Annotated in this window: 22 protein-coding genes; 17 read left to right on the plus strand and 5 right to left on the minus strand. The window is 52.2% G+C overall.

The window, feature by feature from the left end:
- Positions 1 to 27: 27 nt before the first annotated feature.
- Positions 28 to 384 carry a hypothetical protein gene (locus tag CHM34_RS08465; protein ID WP_094264166.1) on the plus strand — a complete coding sequence of 119 codons (357 nt, stop codon included), beginning with the start codon at positions 28 to 30 and terminating at the stop codon, positions 382 to 384.
- A gap of 991 nt (positions 385 to 1,375) precedes the next feature.
- On the opposite strand, the gene CHM34_RS08475 is transcribed toward CHM34_RS08465, so the two are convergent.
- The gene (locus CHM34_RS08475; protein ID WP_094264168.1) at positions 1,376 to 1,924 is read right to left on the minus strand and encodes a class I SAM-dependent methyltransferase; all 549 of its coding nucleotides are present in this window, start codon (positions 1,922 to 1,924) and stop codon (positions 1,376 to 1,378) included.
- Between the two features lie 227 nt (positions 1,925 to 2,151).
- Here CHM34_RS08475 and CHM34_RS08480 point away from each other — a divergent pair, with 227 nt between their 5' ends.
- From CHM34_RS08480 to CHM34_RS08500, 5 genes are all read left to right on the plus strand, one after another.
- Positions 2,152 to 2,769 carry a TetR/AcrR family transcriptional regulator gene (locus CHM34_RS08480; RefSeq protein ID WP_094264169.1) on the plus strand — a complete coding sequence of 206 codons (618 nt, stop codon included), beginning with the start codon at positions 2,152 to 2,154 and terminating at the stop codon, positions 2,767 to 2,769.
- A gap of 432 nt (positions 2,770 to 3,201) precedes the next feature.
- A complete protein-coding gene (locus CHM34_RS08485) occupies positions 3,202 to 6,279 on the plus strand; it encodes an efflux RND transporter permease subunit (protein ID WP_094264170.1) in 3,078 nt (1,025 codons plus the stop codon).
- 168 nt (positions 6,280 to 6,447) lie between these two features.
- Positions 6,448 to 6,678: a hypothetical protein gene (locus CHM34_RS08490; protein ID WP_141201664.1), complete on the plus strand. Its 231-nt coding sequence runs from the start codon at positions 6,448 to 6,450 to the stop codon at positions 6,676 to 6,678.
- A gap of 197 nt (positions 6,679 to 6,875) precedes the next feature.
- Complete coding sequence (locus CHM34_RS08495; protein WP_240511936.1) at positions 6,876 to 8,561, plus strand: CocE/NonD family hydrolase; 1,686 nt, start codon at positions 6,876 to 6,878, stop codon at positions 8,559 to 8,561.
- Between the two features lie 172 nt (positions 8,562 to 8,733).
- Positions 8,734 to 10,281 carry an AbgT family transporter gene (locus CHM34_RS08500; protein WP_094264172.1) on the plus strand — a complete coding sequence of 516 codons (1,548 nt, stop codon included), beginning with the start codon at positions 8,734 to 8,736 and terminating at the stop codon, positions 10,279 to 10,281.
- Between the two features lie 7 nt (positions 10,282 to 10,288).
- Here the strand turns inward: CHM34_RS08500 and CHM34_RS08505 are convergent, their stop codons facing one another.
- On the minus strand, positions 10,289 to 11,464 hold the full coding sequence (locus CHM34_RS08505; RefSeq protein WP_094264173.1) for a metal-dependent hydrolase family protein: 1,176 nt from the start codon (positions 11,462 to 11,464) through the stop codon (positions 10,289 to 10,291).
- Positions 11,465 to 11,589: 125 nt separating this feature from the next.
- Here CHM34_RS08505 and CHM34_RS08510 point away from each other — a divergent pair, with 125 nt between their 5' ends.
- Positions 11,590 to 12,396, plus strand: coding sequence for a 2OG-Fe(II)-dependent halogenase WelO5 family protein (locus CHM34_RS08510; protein WP_240511937.1), 807 nt, complete (start codon positions 11,590 to 11,592; stop codon positions 12,394 to 12,396).
- A gap of 285 nt (positions 12,397 to 12,681) precedes the next feature.
- Here CHM34_RS08510 and CHM34_RS08515 read toward each other — a convergent pair whose 3' ends face one another.
- Positions 12,682 to 13,305 (minus strand): LysE family translocator, encoded by a 624-nt coding sequence (locus CHM34_RS08515; RefSeq protein WP_094264174.1) that lies wholly within the window; start codon positions 13,303 to 13,305, stop codon positions 12,682 to 12,684.
- A gap of 182 nt (positions 13,306 to 13,487) precedes the next feature.
- Here CHM34_RS08515 and CHM34_RS08520 point away from each other — a divergent pair, with 182 nt between their 5' ends.
- Positions 13,488 to 13,718 (plus strand): hypothetical protein, encoded by a 231-nt coding sequence (locus CHM34_RS08520; protein WP_141201665.1) that lies wholly within the window; start codon positions 13,488 to 13,490, stop codon positions 13,716 to 13,718.
- A gap of 145 nt (positions 13,719 to 13,863) precedes the next feature.
- Here CHM34_RS08520 and CHM34_RS08525 read toward each other — a convergent pair whose 3' ends face one another.
- Positions 13,864 to 14,946: a quinone-dependent dihydroorotate dehydrogenase gene (locus CHM34_RS08525; protein WP_094264249.1), complete on the minus strand. Its 1,083-nt coding sequence runs from the start codon at positions 14,944 to 14,946 to the stop codon at positions 13,864 to 13,866.
- A 135-nt stretch (positions 14,947 to 15,081) separates the two neighbouring features.
- Positions 15,082 to 15,225: a hypothetical protein gene (locus tag CHM34_RS19280; RefSeq protein ID WP_169713653.1), complete on the minus strand. Its 144-nt coding sequence runs from the start codon at positions 15,223 to 15,225 to the stop codon at positions 15,082 to 15,084.
- Between CHM34_RS19280 and CHM34_RS08530 the strand changes: the two genes are divergently transcribed.
- The 9 genes from CHM34_RS08530 (at position 15,224) to hisIE (ending at position 22,575) form a co-directional block, all read left to right on the plus strand.
- The gene (locus tag CHM34_RS08530) at positions 15,224 to 15,949 is read left to right on the plus strand and encodes a non-canonical purine NTP pyrophosphatase (protein WP_169713654.1); all 726 of its coding nucleotides are present in this window, start codon (positions 15,224 to 15,226) and stop codon (positions 15,947 to 15,949) included. The two genes, CHM34_RS19280 and CHM34_RS08530, sit on opposite strands and share 2 nt — an antisense overlap.
- A gap of 193 nt (positions 15,950 to 16,142) precedes the next feature.
- A complete protein-coding gene (gene hisZ / locus CHM34_RS08535; protein WP_094264177.1) occupies positions 16,143 to 17,315 on the plus strand; it encodes an ATP phosphoribosyltransferase regulatory subunit in 1,173 nt (390 codons plus the stop codon).
- On the plus strand, positions 17,302 to 17,955 hold the full coding sequence (gene hisG, locus CHM34_RS08540) for an ATP phosphoribosyltransferase (protein ID WP_094264178.1): 654 nt from the start codon (positions 17,302 to 17,304) through the stop codon (positions 17,953 to 17,955). Before hisZ ends, hisG begins: the two co-directional genes overlap by 14 nt.
- On the plus strand, positions 17,952 to 19,238 hold the full coding sequence (hisD, locus tag CHM34_RS08545; protein ID WP_094264179.1) for a histidinol dehydrogenase: 1,287 nt from the start codon (positions 17,952 to 17,954) through the stop codon (positions 19,236 to 19,238). The genes hisG and hisD overlap by 4 nt, the downstream gene beginning before the upstream one ends.
- Entirely contained in the window at positions 19,231 to 19,821 is a 591-nt protein-coding gene (gene hisB / locus CHM34_RS08550) for an imidazoleglycerol-phosphate dehydratase HisB (RefSeq protein WP_094264180.1), read from the plus strand. The genes hisD and hisB overlap by 8 nt, the downstream gene beginning before the upstream one ends.
- Positions 19,822 to 20,445 carry an imidazole glycerol phosphate synthase subunit HisH gene (hisH, locus tag CHM34_RS08555; RefSeq protein ID WP_094264181.1) on the plus strand — a complete coding sequence of 208 codons (624 nt, stop codon included), beginning with the start codon at positions 19,822 to 19,824 and terminating at the stop codon, positions 20,443 to 20,445.
- The gene (gene hisA / locus CHM34_RS08560) at positions 20,442 to 21,185 is read left to right on the plus strand and encodes a 1-(5-phosphoribosyl)-5-[(5-phosphoribosylamino)methylideneamino]imidazole-4-carboxamide isomerase (protein WP_094264182.1); all 744 of its coding nucleotides are present in this window, start codon (positions 20,442 to 20,444) and stop codon (positions 21,183 to 21,185) included. The genes hisH and hisA overlap by 4 nt, the downstream gene beginning before the upstream one ends.
- Positions 21,182 to 21,940, plus strand: a complete 759-nt coding sequence (hisF, locus tag CHM34_RS08565; protein WP_094264183.1) for an imidazole glycerol phosphate synthase subunit HisF — start codon at positions 21,182 to 21,184, stop codon at positions 21,938 to 21,940. The genes hisA and hisF overlap by 4 nt, the downstream gene beginning before the upstream one ends.
- A gap of 8 nt (positions 21,941 to 21,948) precedes the next feature.
- Positions 21,949 to 22,575: a bifunctional phosphoribosyl-AMP cyclohydrolase/phosphoribosyl-ATP diphosphatase HisIE gene (hisIE, locus tag CHM34_RS08570; protein WP_094264250.1), complete on the plus strand. Its 627-nt coding sequence runs from the start codon at positions 21,949 to 21,951 to the stop codon at positions 22,573 to 22,575.
- The last annotated feature ends 61 nt before the right edge of the window (positions 22,576 to 22,636 follow it).

The raw sequence follows: 22,636 nt of genomic DNA on the forward strand, positions 1-22,636 counted from the left end.
GGAAAATAATAGAGGGAGAGGGTTACGATGAAGCATCATTTCTGGGGTGTCATCTTGGGATTGGCATTTGGTTTTGGAGTTGCCAGCCTGTTAACCGGAGAAATACAATGGCTCGGTTTTCTGTTCGCAACGGGAGGCTTCAGTGTAGCTGAGGGAGTCAGAAGATATCGAAGAAAAAGAGCACAACTCCCTGAAATGGATGAACGGGTGAAGTATGAAACACTCGTAAGGACACGAAACATATTGTTTATATCCCAAGCACTCCTGTTTTTTTCTCTTGTTTTATATAAGATATGGAGCAACCATTCTTTCATCAAATTGGATTATGTGGTTCTTTACTTGTGTCTAAGCTTTGCGGCTCTTTTCTTTTTCAATAAAAAATAGGGAATCCCTTAAGCTGGGATTCCTGGAACGGTTTCATTCCTGATATTTCTTCCATGGATTGAATGATTCCAACAATTTTGCCCGTTTTTCTTGAGAGGGTATTCTCTCATAGATACTTACTCCGTAGATGATTCTTTCTAGTTTCAAATACCCCCGCGATGGTAAATTCTTATCATCACCATAGTCCTTCATGTACACATCAACCTTTGGTCCCCGACGGAAACTTCTGTTACTTTTTGATTCTGAAGGTAATTGTAATCGGATATGCCGAAATTCCCGATTTTTTCTCCGGATCGAAGTCCATTGACTGTATATTCAATGCTAATTTGATCATTGTTACTTCCCGTTGGAGAGATAACAGAGGCTTTGTCCAATGTAAGGATGTTTTGAGGGATGATATAATGTTTTTCGATTCCTCCGCATAATCGTGTAAGATTTTCTCTTTGGGTTTGGTTTCTCTGAAGGTTCGTGAGTAAATTCTTCGTGTGGTTCTTGTTTTAAACATCCCGATAATAAAAGAGGTAGGATCAAAAAGAGCAACCATCGTTTTTTTACCCGTTTTCTCCCTCCCGATTATTTATTTTCATCATCGCGGTAAACGGCCGGATATATGTAGATATCTTTTCTTTTCAAGGTTATCCTTCCTTACCCTCCGGTTTCTCCGTCTTTGATCAGCGATCATCAGTTTCGCTTTTTTATTTTGAGCGATTTCATTGAGTACGTTTAGAATGGAATCGGTTGAGAAAGAGATCTTTTCTTTGACCTTGCAAGGAGACTCTTTGTAAATCGTCGATAGTGGTAGAAGAAGTCTTGACGTTGATGGATGTACCGAAGAGGAAATTCATCAAAAGAGTGATGGCGGTTCCTCCGGCAATACTGAGCACGACGATTAGGATGGATGCGCAGGCTTTGCCGAATTTTTTCCGCATCGATGAAAAGCGATCCCATCAACAGAATATCAAACCGCGCATTCCGGATCTACTGCCTGTAATCAGCGACAGGAATAAACGAAGGCCGGCGGCAGGTTTAATGGGACGAAATGCAGATCGACTTGGGGAAATCGTTGGGCCAATTGACGTTTCAACTGCAAGGAATATTGAAAAGCGATAAAAGGGCCGCCGGGTTTCAGGATCGATTGAACCTCATCCAAGATTCGCTTTCGAACCGGTTTTGGCAGACTGGCGAAGGGTAGACTGCTGATTACACCATCGACCTGGTTGACTCCGTGGCTTTTCAGTTCAGAGGATAAGTGTTCCGCGTCAGAGGCATGGACCATGTGCGGATAATCGATCATCAGTTGACGTCGCAGCTCCGGGTCTTTCTCAAAAATAAAAGCGCGACAATCCTTGGTTTTGTTGCGATGGATCAGGGCGGTTACCGGTCCGGTCCCGGCTCCCAACTCAACGATCGTACGGGTCGAAGGCCAGTGAATCGGTTGGAGCATCTTGGACGCCAAAAAAGAGGAGCTCGGTGTGATGCTGCCGATGGTTCGCGGTGAACGGGCAAATTTCAACAAAAAAAGGATTCGACTGGATATCATTGGATTACTCCTTTTTCGATGCTGTAGCCGAGTGTAATAGAATTTCCTTAGAAAAAGTCAAATAGGATCTTATTTTTTCTTTAAAAATCCTTATTATCTTTTCCATGACCATCATTTTTCATTAATGTTCACAACAATGTACCTTTGAAATCATTGAACGACGCGGAGTCCCTTTATAAAATGAAAGTCGACTTGTGTGTCAGTCAATCATTATGAGGTGAAAAAGGATGCCGCGATCACCCAAACAAAACCGGGAAATTCGCGAACAACGGATTCGACAGATCTTGGATGCGACTCTGAGTGTCTATCGGGATCGAGGCTACCACGGTGCGGAGATGGGAGAGATTGCCCGCCGTGCTGGGGTGGGACGAGGACTGGTTTACTATTATTTCAAAGATAAACAGGATGTTTTCCTCACCTTGATTCGCTACTCCCTGGATTGGTGGAAAAAACGAATGGCTCTGATCCTAAGGCTGGACGCCCCGGTTTCCCACCGGTTGGCCGAGTATTTGCGGACAGCTTGCTCGATGGCCTTGGAACATCCCAATATGAGCCATTTTCATCAATCGATTGCCCCGGATGTCCCTTTCGTATTTCCGGAACGGAAAGAAGAAGTGTGGGAAATCTATCAGGAGACCTTGTGGGATCCGGTTCGTTCCCTGTTGCGGGAAGGGGTGGAAACCGGGGAGATCCGGGTTTCTCCCGCCATCGCTGAAAGAATTGTATTCAGTGCGTTGCAGGGAGCAGTCAATCAGGAGTGTGGTATGCTACCCGAGGAGGATATCGATCTATGGGTGAACGCGGTATTGAATGGTTTGGCTTACTCCATTCCGGATCGTACATAGTGCCCCATCTGGTAACCAAGTTGGGAGGGTGGTAGGCCGGCGTGATCCTTTGCGTTTTTTGCAAGAGATCGGAGACGGCCTACCAGCCCGACCACCTCCAGCAAGGGATAAAACAGATCAAAGTTGCCTGAAGGGGCAATAGGTCCCTCGGGGGCTATAGGGATTTATATGAATCAGATCTTCCTTTTTGAGGTGGATGGCCGTATATCGGACCGGATGAAAGGGGAAGGAATGATCATGCTAATTGAAAGACAGGTTCAGCGACGAAACGATACCTCACCCGGTCTCACCAACGGGTGAATGTACGATCACGAAAAAGCCCTTTTCTGCTTGCAGATGATAGGTGGTATGGGGCTTTGAACGGCGGATAACCACCCACCAGTGAATGAAAGACAGAGCACCATTTTTCTAGACGAACAGGAGGAATCGGGGATGTGGTTGGCCCAATCAGCGATTCGTCGACCGGTACTGACAACGGTTGCCGTTATTATCATACTTGTTATGGGTGCGGTTTCCGTCATGAATTTGCAGACGGATCTGCTTCCGGAAATTCAGCCCCCGATAGGAGCAGTCGTGGCCTCCTATCCCGGAGCGGGACCGCACGAGGTTCTGGAGAAGGTGACCAAACCGCTGGAGAAGCAATTGGGAACCCTAGCCGGTCTGAAAACGATCCAGAGTCAGTCCCAAGAAGGGTCGACCTTGATTTTGCTGGAGTTCGATTGGTCCCAGGACATTAAGCAAGTGCAAAACGATGTGATTTCCCGCCTCAACCGAACGGATCTTCCCGAGGATGTGGGGAAGCCCAACTTTTTGAAATTCGATCCCTCCAGCTTTCCGATTATGCAACTGTCCGTTCTCGACGGAAAACGTGATTCCCAGGTCATGGAAGAAGATGTAGACCGGATCGTTCAATCCTTGTCCAAACTGCCGGGAGTGGCAAGCGCCGACGAGTCGGGTCTTCTCGACCGCCAGGTAAACATCTCGCTCGATGCCGATGAGATGAAAAAGTACGGTCTCACCCAAGGGGATGTCAAAGATCGGCTGGAAGCGAACAATGTCAGCCAACCCGGTGGAATCGTCAAAGACGGGAAGGATGACCTGACGGCCCGGGTGGTTTCCGAGCTGTCCAGTCTGAAAGAGATCAGAGATCTGACAGTGGCTGTCCATCCGGGAACAGGGGATAAAATCACCTTGGATGATGTTGCCGAGGTGAAGAAAACAACGGAAGAAAAAAACGTCATCACACGGACCAACCAGAAACCGAGTATCGGTATCAATGTTTTTAAGCAGTCCGGTGCCAATACGGCGGGGGTCTCCCAGGATGTTCGCCAGGAGATTGAAAATCTGAATCAAACGCTGGATACCGATATCGTCACGATTTTTGACCAGGGCAAGTATGTGGAACAATCCGTCCAAAATGTCAGCACGACGATGGTGGGCGGTGCCGTCCTGGCCATGCTGGTTCTGTTTTTGTTCCTGCGTTCTTTCCGAAGTCCCCTGATTGTCGGCGTGGCGATTCCCGTTTCAGTGGTCACTGCGTTTGTGATGATGTATTTTGCCGACTTCAGCCTCAACATTATGACCCTGGGCGGTTTGGCCCTCGGTGTCGGGATGTTGGTGGACAACGCCATCGTTGTGATTGAAAACATCTATCGCCACCTTCAGACCGGGAAAACGCCCAAGGAAGCGGCCGGAGAAGGTGCGGGAGAAGTGGCGGCGGCAATCACGGCATCGACATTGACTACGGTTTTTGTGTTTGTGCCGGTGGTCTTTGTCTCCGGTATCGTCGGACAGCTGTTTAAGGAGTTCGCTTTTACGGTTTCCTTCAGCCTGATCGCTTCTTTACTGGTATCTTTGACCATCGTTCCGGTGATGGCGGCGGCGATCATGAAAAAGCCGCGCCGCGGCACTGAGCGACAGCGGCGGAATCAAGCGCCATATCGCATCTTGAGCCGTTTATTGAAGGGTTCTCTCACCCACCGCAAAACGGTCCTCGCCATCGCTTTGATTCTATTGCTGTTGGGCGGGGCCGGGGTTCAAGCGGTCGGTACGGAATTTTTGCCTGCCGCCGATGAGGGTATTTTTATCGTCAAGGTGAAGATGCCGCCGGGGACCGGTTTGGAAAAGACGGATGAAGTGACCGGAGAAGTGGAGAAGATTCTGTCCGAGGAAGAGGATATCGCCCATTTCCAACTTTCCATGGGCAGTGATGGGGGACAGAACGCCATGTTCGGCGAAAGCGGGCGCAATATTGCCCAGATCTATGTCAACGCCGTCGATCCCAATGAGCGGAATCGAACAACCCGCTCGATCATGGACGACCTCAGACCCCAGTTGAATGAAGTGGATCCTGAAGCGGAAGTCACCCTTCAGGAGCAGTCTTCCTTTGAAGCCGCCGGTGCTCCCAATACCCTGGAATTCACCGTGAGCGGCAAAAAAGCGAAGCTGGAGAAATGGGAAGATAAAATCACCCAGGAGATTGAAAAGCTGGATGATGTTCAGGAAGTGACGAATTCCCGCAAGGAAACCAAACCGGAGCTCCAGGTTCGGGTCGACCGGGAAAAGGCGGAGGAGGAAGGTTTGGTTCCCGCACAAATCGTGGGAGCTGTCGCCAGTGCCACCCGGGGGGAAGTGGTTACCCGGGCGGATCTGGAGAAGGAAGGAACCTTGGATGTGTTCCTCCGTTACGAAAAGTCATTCAAACAATCTCCGGAAAACCTGAAGGAGTTGCCGATTCCGACGACAGGGGAAAAAACGGTTCCCTTATCCGAAGTGGCGGATGTGAAGGATGAGGAAGGACCCATCACCATTAACCGGAGCGATCAGCAGAACAGCATTGAATATCAAGTTCAATACGGGGATCAGGATCTAGGGACGGTACAGCAAGAGGTCGAGCAACAATTGGACCGGATCGGTCTTCCGGATGATCTCGACGTCAAATACACCGGTTCCGCGGAACTTTTCGGAGATTCTATTCAGGATCTCGGTTTGGCCGCCGGCTTGGCGATCCTGTTTGTTTTCCTGGTATTGGCAGCTCAGTTTGAATCGTTCAAGTACCCCTTTGTGATCATGCTCACCCTGCCGTTAATGGTGATCGGTGTGGCGGGAGCGCTGTACCTGACCCGGACCCCGGTGGGTGTGACGGCGATGATCGGTTTGATCGTTCTGGCCGGTATTGTCGTCAACAACGCGATTGTACTGGTGGATTACATCAACCAACTGAAGGCTCGAGGCTTGTCCAGCCTGCAAGCGATTGTGGAGGGGAGCCTCACCCGGATGCGCCCCATTCTGATGACGGCCACCACAACCATCCTCGGATTGCTTCCCCTTTCCTTGGGTCTGGGTGAGGGGACCGAAATCCAACAGCCGATGGCCGTAGCCGTTATCGGCGGTCTCCTGAGCAGCACCCTGCTGACATTACTGGTGATTCCGGTGGTCTACAGCTGGTTTGACCCCGAGACCCGGCGTATGAACAAGCGGGATCGAAAAGAAAAACTAAAAGAGATTTGAATGAGAAAAACGGAACCCCCTTTGCCGACTGAAGGCGAAGGGGGTTCGACTATGAGTAAAGAAAGAGATTAAAAAATAGCTGAAAAAGGTATTCCTAAGGCGAATCATCATCCTCAACAATAGTTGAAGGTGAATATTCGGGAGGTCCAATCCAAAAAGGCTACCGGATTGATCATTTGGATCCCCCAGTATCGGCGAATGATTCGCATGGATTTCAAAGAGGTGGATCGTGGTTGGAAGGTGGTTCGTGCTGTCAGTCAGGCGGACCGTAAGTTCGACTGGGGAGAAGAAGAGATTGAGGAGATATTCAAGGGCGATGTTCCGATTCCCGACCCTTATAAGCAAGAGTGGAAAACCGTGACCATTCATGGATATGAAGGTGAATCAGGCGATCCTTAAAAGGAGAGGGCGCCTTTTTTGTGGCACCCTCTCCATTGCTGGAAGGCATAAGACGACCCCAGCAAGGAAGAGGCCGGTCGTCCATCGAAATTTTAAAGGGGAAATAAGTGCCCCATTTGGAAATCGAGTTGGGGAGGGAGGCAGGCCAGCGGAGATCCTTTGTGGGACTTTATCCTGTTTCATAAGGGGGATAACAGGTGAAAACAGAGACGGAAAAGCGTGAAAAAGAGGTATCCATTCAACGGGATGTCCGGGTTCCGATGCGGGACGGTATCACTCTGTCGGCAGATGTGTACCGACCGAAGGAGAACGGGCCTTTTCCGGCGATCGTGGTTCGTACTCCATATGGAAAGACGGGAAAGGCGATGGATCGCCAAGGAAAAACATATGCTTCGCACGGATATGCCGTCATCCTGATGGACGTGAGAGGGAGAGGCGATTCCGACGGGGAGTTCGTTCCTTATTTTAATGAAGGGATCGATGGACACGACACCATCGAGTGGGCGGCGGCCCAGCCTTGGTGCAATGGAGAAGTGGGGACGATGGGGGGATCTTATCTGGGCCGGATTCAGTGGCTGGCGGCGCTGACCCGCCCTCCTCATTTGAAAGCGATGATCTCGACGGTTTCTCCGTCCGATCCTTTCGTTGAGTGGCCCACCGGTGTGCCGACACCCCATCATGTGTGCTGGCTGTATATGACCAGCGGCCGGGTGATGCAGGATGTGGATGTAATCGATTGGGAGCGGGTGTATCAGCATTTGCCTTTGGTTACAATGGATGAGCGGACAGGAAAACGACTGCCCTCCTGGCGGGAGCAGATGGAGCATACCCGGTTGGATGATTGGTGGCGTCGGCTTTGCTATCAGGATCGCTTTCATGAATTGGATATGCCGGTTCTTCACATCTCCGGCTGGTATGATGACGAACAAGTGGGGACACCTCTCAACTTTGCCGGTATGACCCGGTTTGCCGGAACCGAACGGGCACGAAAGAACCAGAAAATGATCATGGGACCCTGGCCCCACCGGGTCAATCGTTCCACTGCGTTGGGGGAGCTGGATTTCGGTCCCGACTCCCTGATCGACCTGGATGGTTACCAGCTGCGATGGTTTGACTATTGGCTCAAGGGTGAAGAGAACGGCATCATGGACGAAAAACCGGTGCGCCTGTTCATCATGGGAGAAAACCGGTGGCGGGAGGAAAGTGCCTGGCCGCTGCCGGACACACAATGGACTTCCTATTACCTTCACAGCGGAGGTAAAGCTAACAGCCGCTTCGGCGACGGGACGCTCTCCCCCCAACCACCGAAGCAAGAGTCTCCCGATCGGTATACGTACGATCCGGAACGGCCGGTTCCCTATATCACCGAGATGACCTCCAGCCAGATCGGAGGCCCCGATGATTACTCCGCCATCGAACGGCGGGATGATGTTCTGGTTTACACGACGGAACCGTTGTCGGAGGAACTGGAAGTAACCGGTCCGGTGGAAATGGAATTATACGCTTCCACCGATGCGCGGGATACCGACTTTATGGTCAAGCTGTTGGATGTTTGGCCGAGCGGATTCGCACAGCGGTTGACCGACGGGATGGTCCGGGCCCGTTTCCGTAAAGGGATGGACCGCCCGGAGCTGGTGGAGCCGGGAAAGGTGTACCGGTACAAGGTGGACTGCTGGAACACGGCCCATGTCTTTCGCAAAGGGCACTGCATCCGGGTCGAGGTGGCTTCCAGCGCTTTTCCCAAATATGACCGCAACCTGAACACCGGAGCCCCCCTCGGCCAAACCACGGACATGTCCGCGGCCGAACAAACCATCTACCACGATACTGAACGGCCCTCGGCGATCATTCTCCCGGTAATTGCACGAAAGGGTTCAAGTTAAAGAGAAAAAACAGCGACAAGCAGAACCGGCGAATCGACGAAAAAAGGCGATTCGCCGGTTTTTTCATCCTCTCCCGCCAGTTCGGGAAAAGGAAAAGGGACAAATGGGTGGAATATATAAACTAAATCGATACATTTATCATAATAATACAATTTTTATGGAGGGATCATCAATGAGACCTTCCCCGGTTGATCCATCAAAACGTCCGTTGAAACAACGATCTTTTATCCGCTTTCTCGATATCCTTGAGAAATATGGAAACCAATTGCCGGATCCGGTTACCTTATTTATCATTCTCGCTTTGATCATGATCGTCGTTTCTCATTTTGCGGCGATGGGTCCTGTTACAGCGGTCCATCCCTCCACGGGGGAAACGATTCAGGCCAAAAGTCTGTTAAGCGGTAATGGATTGGTACAAATGCTGACTGGAATGGTGTCCAATTTTACTCAGTTTCCGCCTCTTGGGCTCGTTTTAGTGATCATGACAGGGGTAGGCCTCGCTGAAAAGAGCGGTCTCATTTCCGCTCTTTTGAAGCGGACCGTATTAGCCGCACCGTCGGCATGGGTCATCCCGGTGATTATCTTTATGGCGATGATGGGAAATGCGACCGGAGATGCCGCTTTTGTCGTACTACCTCCGATTGCAGCCATGGTTTTAATGGCATTGGGCTATCACCCTCTTGTCGGCTTGGTTGTTTCATATGCCGCAGTGGCCGGCGGTTTTGCAGCGAATTTGGTGATCAATGTGTTGGATGTTCTGGTAGCGGGATTTACTGAGGCCGGGGCTCATATGATTGATTCCGATTATGTGGGGAATCCGGCTATGAATTATTACTTTTTAATCGCTTCCTCCTTTCTGTTAATCGTGGTTTGCACTTGGGTCACTTATAAAATCACGATTCCCCGATTGGGGGAGTACACGGGGCAAGCGGTGAAGGTGGAACCCTTGAGTCGACAGGAAAGTTGCGGACTGCGTTGGGCCGGGATTTCCTTTTTGATGTATATCTTCTTGTTATTATTACTCACCGTTCCTGAAGATGGGTTGTTGAGGAATCCGGAGACTGGATCGTTGACCAAGGATGCCCCTTTTATGACGGGTATTGTGCCGATTATCACCTTTCTCTTTTTTATCCCGGCAGTGGTATATGGTATAGGGGCGAAAACGATCCGATCCGATCGCCATGTGACAAAATACCTTGGCGAAGCGATGAAGGAAATGGGGCCTTATATCGTTTTGGTCTTTGTGGCGGCCCAGACGATTGCATACTTTGAATGGAGCCAGTTAGGACCGATTATCGCCATCAAAGGAGCCGGCTTTTTAGAGAAGATGAACTTGACGGGAATTCCGATGTTCATCGGATTCATTTTGTTGGCCAGTTTGATTAATCTGATTTTGGCCAGCTCCTCGGCGAAATGGGCGATCCTATCGCCGGTTTTTGTGCCCATGTTCATGATGTTGGGATATCATCCGGCTGTCACCCAGTTAGCCTATCGAATCGGAGACTCGGTAACGAATCCGATCACGCCGATGTTGCCCTATTTCGTGATTCTCCTTTCCTTTGCGAGACAATATGACGCGAAAATCGGAATGGGTACATTAATGGCACTCTTGCTGCCTTACTCCATCTTTTTTGCGGTCTTTTGGATGTTGCTGTTTGTCCTTTGGTTTTTATTCGGGTTGCCTTTAGGGCCGGATGGTCCGATTTTTCTACCGAAATGAAGCGGTCTTAAGGGAATAACGGTTGCCCCCCTTTAAAAACCTGTCGAATCCGTTTTAAAGAGGACCAATCATTCAGCGGATTTCCTTCAACCAGGATGATATCGGCCCATTTTCCGAGATCGAGGCTTCCTGTCCGTTCCCCGATATGCAAACATTCGGCTCCCATACGGGTTGCTGAGTGAATGACATCCAAGGCGGACATCCCTTCTTTCAGCATTAACTCCATCTCGTTGACGATGAGACCGGGCATATTAAACGGCGTTCCTGCATCGGTTCCCACAGCGATTTTGACACCGGCTTTTAAAGCTTTACGAAAACTTGAACGATGTTCCTCTTCGATCTTCTGCAGTTTTTCAATCATATGCCGGGGGACGGATCGGCCCTGTTCGAGAATTAACAGAGGTGCCAGCAGTGTAGGTACCAGAAAGGTTCCCCGTTCGATCATCATTTCAATCGCTTCATCGTCCAGTATATAACCGTGTTCGATCGTTGTAATTCCCGCTTTTATCGCATTTTTCACACCTTCTAACCCGATAGCGTGGGCGGCGGTCGTTTTCGAAGCGCGGCAAGCTTCCTCGCAAGCACATCGTAATTCCTCCAAAGTCAACTGCGGGGAACCGGGATCCGTTCCTGCGGTGAGGACACCTCCGGTAGCCATCAGCTTGATGACATCGGCACCGATCTTGATTTGATGGCGTGTCGCTTTACGGATTTCTTCGACACCATCGGCTTCCGTAGCCATGGGGTAACCGTGCCCGCCTGTGATCACGATCGGTTGTCCGGCGGCAAATACTCGGGGGCCGGTGGCGATCCCTTGTTCCATGGATTGGCGAAAAGCGATATCGACGTGGTTTTTGGTTCCCAAATTGCGGATGGTCGTAATTCCGGATTGTAAAAATTGTATTCCTTGACGGTAAGCCTTAAAGGCGGTATCGGCTTCACGGTCCAATTGGATTTGCTGAAAAGGGTCCGGAGAACAATCCATTCCCAAATGAACATGAGCATCAATCAGACCGGGCAAGACAGTCATTCCCGCCCCGTTGATTTCCACATCGACATCGCTGGTGATATCCGGATTGCCAATCCCCAAAATTCCGGACTGATCAAAAATAATCGCCCCTTGATCGATGACTCGAGAGGGATCACCGGTTAAAATCCGGACATCGTAAATGCGATATTTCATTCTGAAACGCCCCTTCCTTCTAATAACCTTTTATCCGATATCTGTAAATCAGGCGCAGTATGTGATAGAATCTTATATATATTTTTTAAATAAGGGTGATTTTCCTTGATTTGGGAGGGTTTTCGATGAATCGAATGATGACCGCTTGGGAGGTCGTGAAGGCCAATCAGCTGACTAAGGAATTGTTGGACGGGCTGTTCAAAGGCGAGATCGGTGCTGTTCGTATCCCCCATTTTTTGTCTCCCCAACTTTGTTCGAAGGCGCTCGAAGGAATCAAGCGTTATGGGGTGGACTATTATGAAGGAGTCTACCCGAAAATCGGAAAAATCGGAATCACCCAGTTTGAACACCGTTTCAGTGAGGACGCAAAAAGGGAGTATTTCCGAAAGGCGGAAAAGGCCAATCAAGCCAGGGAATCGATCTTTCGAGACTCAGGCGACCCGGTCGGAATGGTCATCGATGCTGTCGGTGAGGCTTGGGGGTCTCCTGCGGGGATCGCGAGGGAAGAAGAGAGCAATCACTCCTATTTCGCGGGACTCGTACGGGTGATGAACCGGGCGTTGTTGCATACCGATTGGGCCGGAGGGTTGGATGGACGTGATCCGGACTGGACGATTGGTAAAATTTATGCCCAACTGACTTGGAATATTTATCTTCAAACCAGCTCCAGTGGTGGGGCGACCGTCGTTTATCAACGACCGTGGAGAAAGTCCGATCAGACGTATTACAAACGAAAAGACAGTTATGGATACGATGAGCGTGTGGTCGAGAATGCCGATGCTGTTCGAATCGTTCCGGAGCGGGGGGAATGGATCGCCTTTAATCCCCAGTATTATCATGAAGTCGAAGAAGCCGATGGAGATACGGAACGCATTACAATCAGTTCTTTCATCGGATTGTCACCATCCAAGAAATTGATCTTCTGGTCGTGAACGAACGGAGATGAAGGATGGACAGTCCGTCCATCCCCGTGTTTGTAGTCAGGCGGGCGGGAATGTTTTCCCGTCCGTTTCGTCTGTCGTCCGGGGCAAAGTCGGCTCCTTCATCCGGTTAACATCGAGTCGTTTTTTACTGGACACGCCCTAGAAGCGTTGTGATTTTAGCACATCCTTGGTGGGTCGGGGTGGGGTTCCACACTCCGTTTCGTTGTTCTGACGAGCCAAAGGCACTCCGTGTGGAACTCCACCCTCCCGAACAGGAGCTTTGTCACAACGCTTCTAGGCTTTCATGGCTGAAATCATGATCCGGACGGCGAAATAAATCAAAATCCCGCCCAAAAGTCGATCGAACCAGTAGGAATATTTTTTATAGAAGGATCTGAATTTCGGATAAGAAATAATGATCGCCAGCAGAACAAACCACAAACCAACCGCCGCGATCACTTCCGAACCATAGATCCATTGAACCCAACCGGCCGTATCCGCCGTGATGAATTGCGAAAAGATACTGAGAAAAAACAAAGCCGCTTTCGGGTTTAATACATTACATAAAAATCCTTCTCGAAATCCCTGTAAAGAGCTTTTTTCCTTTTGCTCAACATCCACGTCTGTGTTCAGTTCGCCTTTTTTCGGTGCTGAACGAATGGCATTCCACCCCAGCCAGAGGAGATAAAGAGCTCCCGCGATCTGTATCACGATAAACAGGCTGGGATATTGTTGAAGAATCAGGGTAAACCCCAAAATGGTATAGGTGATGTGAACAATCAGCGCCAAGGCGATTCCGAGAGCGGTCGCAATACCGACCCGATATCCGAATCCCAAACTGTTTTTCATCACGACAAAAAAATCAGGACCCGGTGACATCCCGGCTAAAATACCGACTGCAAATACTTCTAAATACATCGAGATCCCCTTTCCTTGTACGGGATGATATAGATAAAATATTAACCATCCCTTTCGATATTCCTTCTTCTCAGCATGATTTCTATTTTGCAAATATACAGTATGATGATTCACGGAACGCAATCGAAAGGGGACGATTGATACGGCGGAAACGGTTGTCGGAAAAAAGGGGGATCAAGGAGATGTTGCAGGGGCCGTGGCTTGTATTGGTATCGTTTTTGGGTATCTTGTTTATTGTGTTTGCGACGGCGAAATGGAAACTTCATCCCTTTTTAAGTCTTTTTGTCGCGTCCTTTGCAGTGGGCGTCTTGTTCTTTTCGTGTGACGGAATCAAAACGCTCCGATTAAAGGAGGAAGTGTTTTACAGCTTTTTGGTTTGCTTTCTAAGATTGCTTTTTATCGATCCGTATTGAAAACGACGCCCCCTCCTTTGAGGGGGCGTCATTGCATGTCCGATATCATGTTTCGTCCGGGCACATTGCAAGAGATTGGAGGCGGCCTGCCAGCCCGACTACTCGGCAATCGTCCAAAAGCCGACGAAAGCGGCTTGAAGAGGCACTAGGCGTCCTGTCCGACCGCCTCGGAAATGTGGTCGTAGCCGTCCTTTTCCAGCCGGTGGAGGAGTTCCCGGTTGATCTCCCGGGCGATGGAGGGGCCCCGGTAGATCATGCCGGTATAGACTTGAATCAGACAAGCTCCCGCACGGATCTTCTCATAGGCGTCGTCACCGGTGAAAATGCCGCCGACGCCGATGATGGGCATCCGGCCTTCGCTGATCCGGTAAAGGTGGCGGATCATTTTCGTCGATAAGGGAGCGAGAGGCTTTCCGCTCATACCTCCTTCTTCCTTCTTCAAGGGATTTTTTAATCCCTCTCGGGACAGGGTGGTGTTGCAAACGATAAAGCCGTCGATGTCCAGTTCCATACCGACTTGGACCGCCTCTGTCATCTGATCTTGTGTCAGGTCTGGGGCCAGTTTCAAAAAGACGGGACGGGTTTCCCCTGTCTCATCCTTCATCTCGTCCCTCTCCGCCATGATCAGGGAAAGAAGTTTCTCCAAAGGCTTTGATTGCTGCAAGTCTCGCAGTCCTCGGGTATTCGGGGAACTGATATTGATGGCGAAGTAATCCCCGTGACGATACAAGGCCCGCAAACCGTGCCGGTAGTCGGAAGCCGCTTCTTCCTGGGGTGTTTGTTTATTTTTTCCCAGATTGATTCCGATCGGGATTCCGGGGCGGGGGAAGGTGGACAGAAGAGAACGGGCCTGTTCCACTCCACCGTTGTTAAACCCCATCCGGTTAATCACAGCTTGATCCTCCGGAAGTCGGTAGAGGCGGGGGCGCGGGTTGCCCGATTGTCTCCGGGGGGTGAGCGTACCCACTTCCACAAAGCCGAATCCCAGGGCGGCTAAGGCGGGGTAGACCTGTGCGTGTTTATCGAAACCGGCCGCCAAGCCGACGGGATTGGGGAAGCGAATCCGGGAAAAACTCACTTTTAAACGCGGATCCTCCACCTCCATCCGCCGTTGGAGGGTTTTCAACACGAAGGGAAACCGCTGTGCCTGTTGCAGACCGCGGATCGTCCATTCGTGGGCCTGTTCCGGATCCATGCGGAACAATTGGTTTCGCAACAATGAATACACGGCGATAATTCCTTTCCAGTCCAGCATTCTTCCCAGTAGCATACCATATTTCCGCAGAGATTGCTTGGGAATGGAACCTCTTGTGGTTACCTTTTGAAGAAGCAGGCGGCATCGTTCCTCTGCCGTGTTCGCCTTTTACGCCAGGAAACCGACTAACAGACAGAGGACACCGAGCGCCATCCATTCGTAACCGGCATTGTCGCCCCGCAGGCGGAGGAAGATACCCAGCACTCCCATCACCCCTCCAGCTATGATGAACCATAGACCGAAACCGCTCATGAATGATGACCTCCTTACTGCCTCCAGCGATTTTGTTTCCCACTCTATTTCTCTATTGTACAAAATGGATCCGCTTGTCGACGGACTGATCGGTTCGATGGAGGCCTTTGATCGGAGTATAATGGACACAGAAATGGAGGGAGCAGATGTGATTTTACCCTTTGCGACAATGAATGAAGGAAAGATCAAAGAAGCCGTCGAAGTTCTTCGCCCTTTCGGGATTGAGGTGACTCCGCTGTCTCTGGATTTAGTAGAACCGGATGTCGGTTCCATCGAAGCAGTGACGCGGGTCAAATTGGAGCAAGTGAGGAAAATGGGATATCAGCGAGCGATGGTGGACGATGCAGGGATTTTCTTCGCGGCTTATAAGGGCTTTCCGGGTGTGTTGACCAAAAGGGTCTTTGAACGGATCGGCTACCGGGGAGTGATGAAGCTGTTAGAGGGGGAGACGCGGAAGGCTTGGTTTGAGGGAGCCGTCGCCGTGATGTGGGACGGTGAGGAAGTTTGTTTTCCGGAACATACTCCGGGTCACCTGCTGGAGGAGTTGCCGAAGAAAATCCGGCCGGAACCGGGTTTTCCCTTTAACCCGCTGTTTGTTCCTGACGGTGCTGCCCGGACCCTGTCCGAGATGACACAAGAAGAGAGACAACGCTACTCCTACCGGGGAAAAGCCCTGAGAAGGGTGGCCCAATGGCTTTCCTCCCGCCCCGGAGTGAAGGAATAAGCAGGAGAGTTGATGATCCCTGCTCCATATATGGTCGATCAACCCATCTTGTGCCCCATAGACTGCCTTCCATCCGGTTTTCCCGTATTGGCGGGCTTCGTTGACGCTGAAGAAGGGGAAGTGTTACACTACAAAGAACGTCAAGATTTCTTTAATACATTAGCAAACTAAAGGGAATCGGGAGTGGAAGCGGATGGGTAAGCCGCGCGATTTCGAAAAGCCGATGGGTGTTCGCGACTGGCCGCCGGAAGCGGTGGCCCAAAAAAGATGGATAGAGAAGCGCGTGGAGGCGCGCTTTCAACATTGGGGATACCGGGAAGTGATGACCCCCACACTCGAGTATTTTGAGACGGTCGGCGGTGCCAGCGCGATCCAAGATCATAAACTATTCAAACTGTTGGACCGCCAGGGGCAGACTTTGGTTCTTCGCCCGGACCAGACGACTCCCATCGCCCGGGTGGTGGCATCGGTGATGAAAGAAGTCCCTCTTCCGTTGCGACTTTTTTACCATGCCAATGTATTTCGGGCCCAGGAACGGGAGGCCGGACGAAATGCCGAATTCTATCAATCCGGTGTGGAGCTGGTGGGGGGAGATACTCCCGAAGAGGATGCCGAAGTGATCGCTTTGGCCGTGGAGTCCCTTCAAGCCTGCGAAATCAGCCCGATCCAGCTGGCGATGGGTCATATCGGATTGTTGGACGGTCTGCTGATGGAACGTCTGGAAGAGGCCGAAGCTGTCGCCGACCTGAAAGACTGCCTCGGGCGTCGAAACATGGTGGAGTTCCGGGAACGGGTTGAAGCATTGGAATTGAATGCAGGGGAAAAAAAGGAGCTCTTCTCCCTGTTGGAGATTCGCGGAACCCGTGAAATTCTTGGAACCCTGAGAGATCGGGCCGCCTCGCGCCGAACCCGGGAGGCGATCAACCATCTGGAAGCGATATGGGAAGCGCTGGAGGATTGGGGGGTCGCTTCGGAGATCCTTTTGGATTTGAGTTTGGTGGGAAGTCTGGACTATTATACCGGGGTTTATTTTGAGGGGTACGGTGCTGACGGGATCTATCTGTTGAGTGGCGGCCGATATGACCGGTTGCTGGAACGGTTCGGCCGCTCCAGTCCTGCCCGGGGATTCGCCCTGAAGACGGATCGGTTGGTGGAGGCCGGCGGCGACAAAACTCGGGAGAAGATGGAACACATCGCTCTGGTATATCCGCGCCGGCTGCGGCGGAAGGCTTTTCGGCAGGCGAAGAAATGGCGGGAACAGGGCGTGGCCGTTTCGATGCATGTGAAAGAAGCCGGTTCGCTCCCGGCAGAGGAAAGGCAGCGACTCGACAGAATCGTCGAGATCGAGGGGGATGACGATGACTGACCGATTAACGATCGCAATGCCGAAGGGACGCATTTTCGGCGAGGCGGTGCAATTGCTCCGAGAGACGGGGCTCGACTTGCCCGGAGACCTGGCTGAAGAAGAATCCCGGAAATTAACCGTTTCCGTTCCCAAGCTGGGTTTCTCCTTTTTATTGGTGAAACCGGTGGACGTCCCCGCCTATGTGGAGCATGGAGTGGCCGATCTCGGTGTTGTGGGCAAGGATGTTCTAATGGAAGAGGAGCGGGATGTCTACGAACTCCTCGACTTGAAGATCAGCCCTTGTCGGATTTCTGTGGCCGGCCTGCCGGACTGGTCTCCGGTGATCCATCCGAAGGTAGCCACCAAATATCCCCGCATTGCCGATCAGTATTTTCGCGAACAGGGACAACAGGTGGAAGTGATCCGGCTGAATGGCTCTGTGGAACTGGCTCCCCGGATCGGGTTGGCGGACCGGATTGTGGATATCGTTTCCACCGGCCGTACCTTGAAGGAGAACGGACTGGTCGAGCTGGAATTCATCAAAGATGTCACCTCCCGACTGATCGCCAATCGGGCCAGCTATCGGTTGAAAAGTGGGGTTATCGATGATTTGTATCAACGGTTGGCCGAGAGAATCGACCGGGAGGAGGAGATAGTATGATCGCGATTGTGCAACCGGAGGCACTTTCCACCCGCCGCGAAAAGGAGGCAGGCACACCGGCTCAACAGCGCTCCGTGTCGGAAATTATCGCTTCGGTCCGGTCCGAGGGGGATGCGGCTCTGCGCCGGTGGACCTCCCGTTTCGACAGGGCGGAACTTTCCTCCTTGGATGTGGCGGCGGAGGAGATCGAGGAAGCGTATCGGCAGGTGTCCCCGGGGTTTATCCAATCCCTCCAACACGCCGCCCGGCGGATTCGCCGCTACCATGAACAACAACGCCGTCAATCCTGGATGGAAACAGAGGAAGACGGAACCATTCTGGGACAGCTGATTCGCCCTTTGGAAACAGTGGGTGTCTACGTTCCGGGAGGACGGGCGGCTTACCCCTCTTCGGTATTGATGAACGTATTGCCTGCGGCAGTGGCGGGGGTGAGCCGGATCGTGATCACAACACCGCCCCAGTCTGACGGCAAGGTTCATCCTTCGACTTTGGTTGCTGCTCGAGAGGCCGGTGTAAAGCGGATTGTGAAGGTGGGAGGCGCCCAGGCGATCGCCGCCTTGGCCTACGGAACGGAATCCGTTCCCCGGGTGGATAAGATTGTCGGTCCAGGAAATATTTATGTCGCCTTGGCCAAACGGTGGGTCTATGGGCGGGTGGATATCGATATGATCGCCGGCCCTTCGGAGATTGTTGTCGTTGCCGACCGTACGGCGGATCACCGGTATGTGGCGGCGGATCTCCTTTCCCAGGCGGAACACGATCCGATGGCGTCAGCGGTGTTGATCACCCCTTCCCGGTCCCTGGCGGAAAAGACCGCTCGGGAAATCGAGGTCCAATGCCGTCGGTTGGAGCGGGCGGAAATTGCCGCCCAATCCATCCGGGAACACGGAGCGATCACCCTCGTTCGGGATCTGGAGGAAGCGGTGGAAACGGCCAATCGTCTGGCGCCGGAGCACCTGGAGCTGATCGTGGAGAAGCCCTGGAACTGGGTGGGTCGGGTGAAAAACGCTGGAGCCCTTTTTTTGGGGCCCTACAGCCCGGAGCCTGTCGGCGATTATGTAGCCGGTCCCAACCATGTGCTCCCCACGAACGGGACGGCCCGTTTCTTTTCTCCGCTGGGGGTGGACGATTTTATCAAGAAAACCAGTCTGATTTCCTATAGCCGACAGGCTCTGATACAGGACGGAAACCATGTGATCACCCTGGCGGAAGCGGAGGGATTGACCGGTCATGCCGCCTCGATCCGGGCCCGTTTAGGAGAGGAGGGAAAAAAAGATGAGTAAACGGATGTCGACCATCCGGAGAGAAACAGGAGAGACCCATATCCGACTTCACCTGAAACTGGACGGATCGGGGAAGACGGAACTTCACACCGGGATTCCTTTTTTGGAGCATATGCTGGATTTGTTTGCCAAACACGGTCTGTTTGACTTGACCGTGGAGGCGAAGGGGGATATCGAGGTGGATGATCATCATACCGCTGAGGATATCGCCATCTGTTTGGGTACCGCCCTGAAGGAGGCCTTGGGAGATAAACGAGGGATCAAGCGGTACGGTCAAGCCTGGGTGCCGATGGATGAATCTTTGGGGCAGGTGGTGGTGGATTTGTCCAATCGCCCTCACCTGGAGTTTCAGGCTGATTTTCCCGCTCAGAAGGTGGGGAGTTTCGATACGGAACTGGTTCATGAATTTTTTTGGAAATTGGCCGTGGAAGCGCGGATCAATCTCCATGCCATCCTTCATTACGGAAAAAACACTCACCATATGATCGAAGCTTTGTACAAGGCTTTGGGTCGGGCTCTGGACGAAGCCTCCCAGCTGGATCCCCGGGTGAAATCCGTTCCCTCTTCCAAAGGGGTGTTATAAATGATTGCGATTATCGATTACGGAATGGGCAACCTTTACAGTGTCAGTCAAGCTTTGACCCGGATGGGTTATGAATGGAAGATCACCTCGGACAGCGAAATCATCCGTTCCGCTGACGGGGTGATTCTCCCGGGGGTGGGAGCCTTCGGCGATGCCATGCTGGAGCTGAAAAAACGCGGGCTGATCGAAGTGATTAAAGAAATCGTCCACCGAGAGGGAAAGCCTTTATTGGGGATCTGCCTCGGAATGCAGCTCCTCTTTACCGGCAGCGATGAGCACGGATACCATCAGGGGCTCAATCTGATCCCGGGTCATGTGGTTCGTTTTGAGGGGGATTACAACATTCCCCACATGGGGTGGAACGAACTGCGTTTTGATCGGCCGCATCCCTTATTCCAAGGTGTGGAGGAAGGGTATGCCTACTTTGTCCATTCCTTTCATGTGATTCCGGATAATCCATCGGATATCCTGGCGGTGACGGACTATCATCAAACGGTGACGGCAATCGTCGGTCGGAATCAGCTGTTCGGAATGCAATTTCATCCGGAGAAAAGCGGAGAGACGGGTCGCAAACTTTTGGAGCGCTTCGCCGCCCTCTGTACGGACCGGGGGAATCGCCGATGAGTTTTACCTTATATCCGGCGATCGACGTGCGCGGCGGTCAATGCGTCCGTTTGTTTCAGGGGGATTACGAGGCGGAAACGGTTTATGATCAGGACCCTGTTGCTGTCGCCAGGCGTTGGATAAATGCCGGCGCCGAATGGTTGCATGTGGTGGACTTGGATGCCGCCCGCTCCGGAGATCCCGTCAATCTGTCTGTGATCCGGGAGATTGCGTCGGTTGCAGATGTTCCCGTCCAAGTGGGCGGAGGCGTGCGCAGTCTGGAGCGTCTGGAAACACTGTTGAACGCGGGAGTTGAACGAGTCGTGATCGGATCGGCGGCCATCGACAATCCCGAATGGGTCAAAAGGGCTCTCGGCACCTACGGGGACCGGATCGCCCTGGGGATTGACGCCCGGGAAGGGCGGGTGGCCACCCACGGATGGCTGCAAACATCGGAGGTGCTGGCCGAACAGCTGGCCCGGGAGATGGCGGAATTGGGAGCGGAAACTTTTATTTTCACCGATATCTCTCGGGACGGTACACTTACAGGTCCCAATATTCTTGCCATACGCTCTCTGGCGAAGGCCACCGGAAAAAGGGTGATCGCTTCCGGGGGGGTCCGCTCCTCCCATCATCTGATCGAACTGGCCCAACATACCCGGGAAGGAGTGTGCGGAGCGATCGTAGGAAAGGCTCTGTATACCGGGAATGTCGACCTGGGTGAAAGTCTTCGCGCACTCAAGGAGAGGGAGGATACATGATAACCAAACGGATCATACCTTGCTTGGATGTGAAGGACGGGCGTGTAGTCAAAGGAGTCTCCTTTGTCGATCTGCGGGATGCCGGCGATCCGGTAGAGCTGGCGGCCCTTTACGACGAAGCGGGTGCCGATGAACTGGTGTTCTTGGATATTTCCGCATCTCATGAGGGACGGAAGACCATGGTGGAAGTGGTCCGTCAAGCGGCGGGGGTTTTAAGCATCCCCTTCACCGTCGGCGGCGGAATCGGCGACCTGGAGGACATGTTTCAAATCCTTCGGGCCGGTGCGGATAAGGTTTCCATCAACACGGCCGCCCTTCAACAACCGGAATTGGTGGAAAACGCCGCAAGCCGTTTCGGTTCCCAATGTATCGTCGTGGCCATCGATGCTCTTTATGATCCGTCGGAGAAGGATTGGTACGTCTATACCCACGGTGGACGCCGCAGGACCGAGTGGAAGGTTTTGGACTGGGCTCAGCAAGCGGTGGACCGGGGAGCGGGGGAAATTCTCTTGACCAGCATGGACCAGGACGGCCGTAAAAACGGATACGACCTGGCCCTGACCCGGACGGTCTCCGATCGCGTCCGGGTGCCGGTGATCGCCTCCGGAGGTGCGGGAACGAAAGATCATTTTGTCAAGGTTTTCACTCAAACTCGAGCGGAAGCCGCTTTAGCCGCCTCGATCTTTCACTACCGGGAGGTCGGTATCGAGGATTTGAAAGCGGAGCTGAAGCAAAAGGGGGTGCATGTCCGTTGAATATCGAGATGAAGCCGGAAGAGATCCGTTTCGACGAGCACGGTTTAATACCCGCCATCGTTCAGGATGCCGCCAGTAAAAAAGTACTCACGCTGGCGTATATGAATGAAGATTCCCTGAAGAAGACCCTTGAAACGGGTGAAACTTGGTTTTGGAGCCGTTCCCGCCGCCGACTGTGGCACAAGGGGGCTACCTCCAGGAACATTCAAAAAGTGGTTTCCATCACTGCAGACTGCGATCGGGACGCCTTGCTGGTTCGGGTGAATCCCGCCGGCCCCGCCTGTCATACCGGAGACTACTCTTGCTTTCACACCTCCGGCTCCCCCGACTCCTTGGATCGATTCGCTATCATCGACACACTGGAACAGGTGATCGCCCAACGTGAAGCGGAACAACCGGAAGGATCCTATACGACTTACCTGTTCCGGGAAGGAGTGGACAAGATCCTGAAAAAAGTGGGGGAGGAAGCCGGGGAAGTGATCATCGCCGCCAAAAACCGATCCTCCGCCGAGCTCTCCTGGGAAACCGCGGATTTGCTCTTTCACCTCTTGGTTCTGCTTCGGGAACAGCATCTGCCCTTGGATCGGGTGCTCCGGGAGCTGGAACAGCGGCATGGAGGAGAAGGAAAAGGATAAGATTCGAAACCAAAACACCGGTATCCTTTAGTGAAAGCCACTAAAGGATATTTACTTCCTA

The sequence above is a fragment of the Paludifilum halophilum genome (assembly GCF_002245355.1).
GTDB lineage: Bacteria > Bacillota > Bacilli > Thermoactinomycetales > DSM-45169 > Paludifilum > Paludifilum halophilum.

What these genes read in the sequence shown, in the direction of transcription:
- CHM34_RS08515 (WP_094264174.1), bottom strand. Translation starts at nt 13,305, where the DNA reads ATGTATTTAGAAGTATTTGCAGTCGGTATTTTAGCCGGGATGTCACCG.
- CHM34_RS08480 (WP_094264169.1), top strand. Translation starts at nt 2,152, where the DNA reads ATGCCGCGATCACCCAAACAAAACCGGGAAATTCGCGAACAACGGATT.
- CHM34_RS08485 (WP_094264170.1), top strand. Translation starts at nt 3,202, where the DNA reads ATGTGGTTGGCCCAATCAGCGATTCGTCGACCGGTACTGACAACGGTT.
- hisD (WP_094264179.1), top strand. Translation starts at nt 17,952, where the DNA reads ATGATCGCGATTGTGCAACCGGAGGCACTTTCCACCCGCCGCGAAAAG.
- hisH (WP_094264181.1), top strand. Translation starts at nt 19,822, where the DNA reads ATGATTGCGATTATCGATTACGGAATGGGCAACCTTTACAGTGTCAGT.
- hisB (WP_094264180.1), top strand. Translation starts at nt 19,231, where the DNA reads ATGAGTAAACGGATGTCGACCATCCGGAGAGAAACAGGAGAGACCCAT.
- CHM34_RS08530 (WP_169713654.1), top strand. Translation starts at nt 15,224, where the DNA reads ATGAATGATGACCTCCTTACTGCCTCCAGCGATTTTGTTTCCCACTCT.
- CHM34_RS08500 (WP_094264172.1), top strand. Translation starts at nt 8,734, where the DNA reads ATGAGACCTTCCCCGGTTGATCCATCAAAACGTCCGTTGAAACAACGA.
- hisA (WP_094264182.1), top strand. Translation starts at nt 20,442, where the DNA reads ATGAGTTTTACCTTATATCCGGCGATCGACGTGCGCGGCGGTCAATGC.
- hisF (WP_094264183.1), top strand. Translation starts at nt 21,182, where the DNA reads ATGATAACCAAACGGATCATACCTTGCTTGGATGTGAAGGACGGGCGT.
- CHM34_RS08520 (WP_141201665.1), top strand. Translation starts at nt 13,488, where the DNA reads ATGTTGCAGGGGCCGTGGCTTGTATTGGTATCGTTTTTGGGTATCTTG.
- CHM34_RS19280 (WP_169713653.1), bottom strand. Translation starts at nt 15,225, where the DNA reads ATGAGCGGTTTCGGTCTATGGTTCATCATAGCTGGAGGGGTGATGGGA.
- CHM34_RS08505 (WP_094264173.1), bottom strand. Translation starts at nt 11,464, where the DNA reads ATGAAATATCGCATTTACGATGTCCGGATTTTAACCGGTGATCCCTCT.
- hisZ (WP_094264177.1), top strand. Translation starts at nt 16,143, where the DNA reads ATGGGTAAGCCGCGCGATTTCGAAAAGCCGATGGGTGTTCGCGACTGG.
- hisIE (WP_094264250.1), top strand. Translation starts at nt 21,949, where the DNA reads ATGAAGCCGGAAGAGATCCGTTTCGACGAGCACGGTTTAATACCCGCC.
- CHM34_RS08475 (WP_094264168.1), bottom strand. Translation starts at nt 1,924, where the DNA reads ATGATATCCAGTCGAATCCTTTTTTTGTTGAAATTTGCCCGTTCACCG.
- hisG (WP_094264178.1), top strand. Translation starts at nt 17,302, where the DNA reads ATGACGATGACTGACCGATTAACGATCGCAATGCCGAAGGGACGCATT.
- CHM34_RS08465 (WP_094264166.1), top strand. Translation starts at nt 28, where the DNA reads ATGAAGCATCATTTCTGGGGTGTCATCTTGGGATTGGCATTTGGTTTT.
- CHM34_RS08510 (WP_240511937.1), top strand. Translation starts at nt 11,590, where the DNA reads ATGAATCGAATGATGACCGCTTGGGAGGTCGTGAAGGCCAATCAGCTG.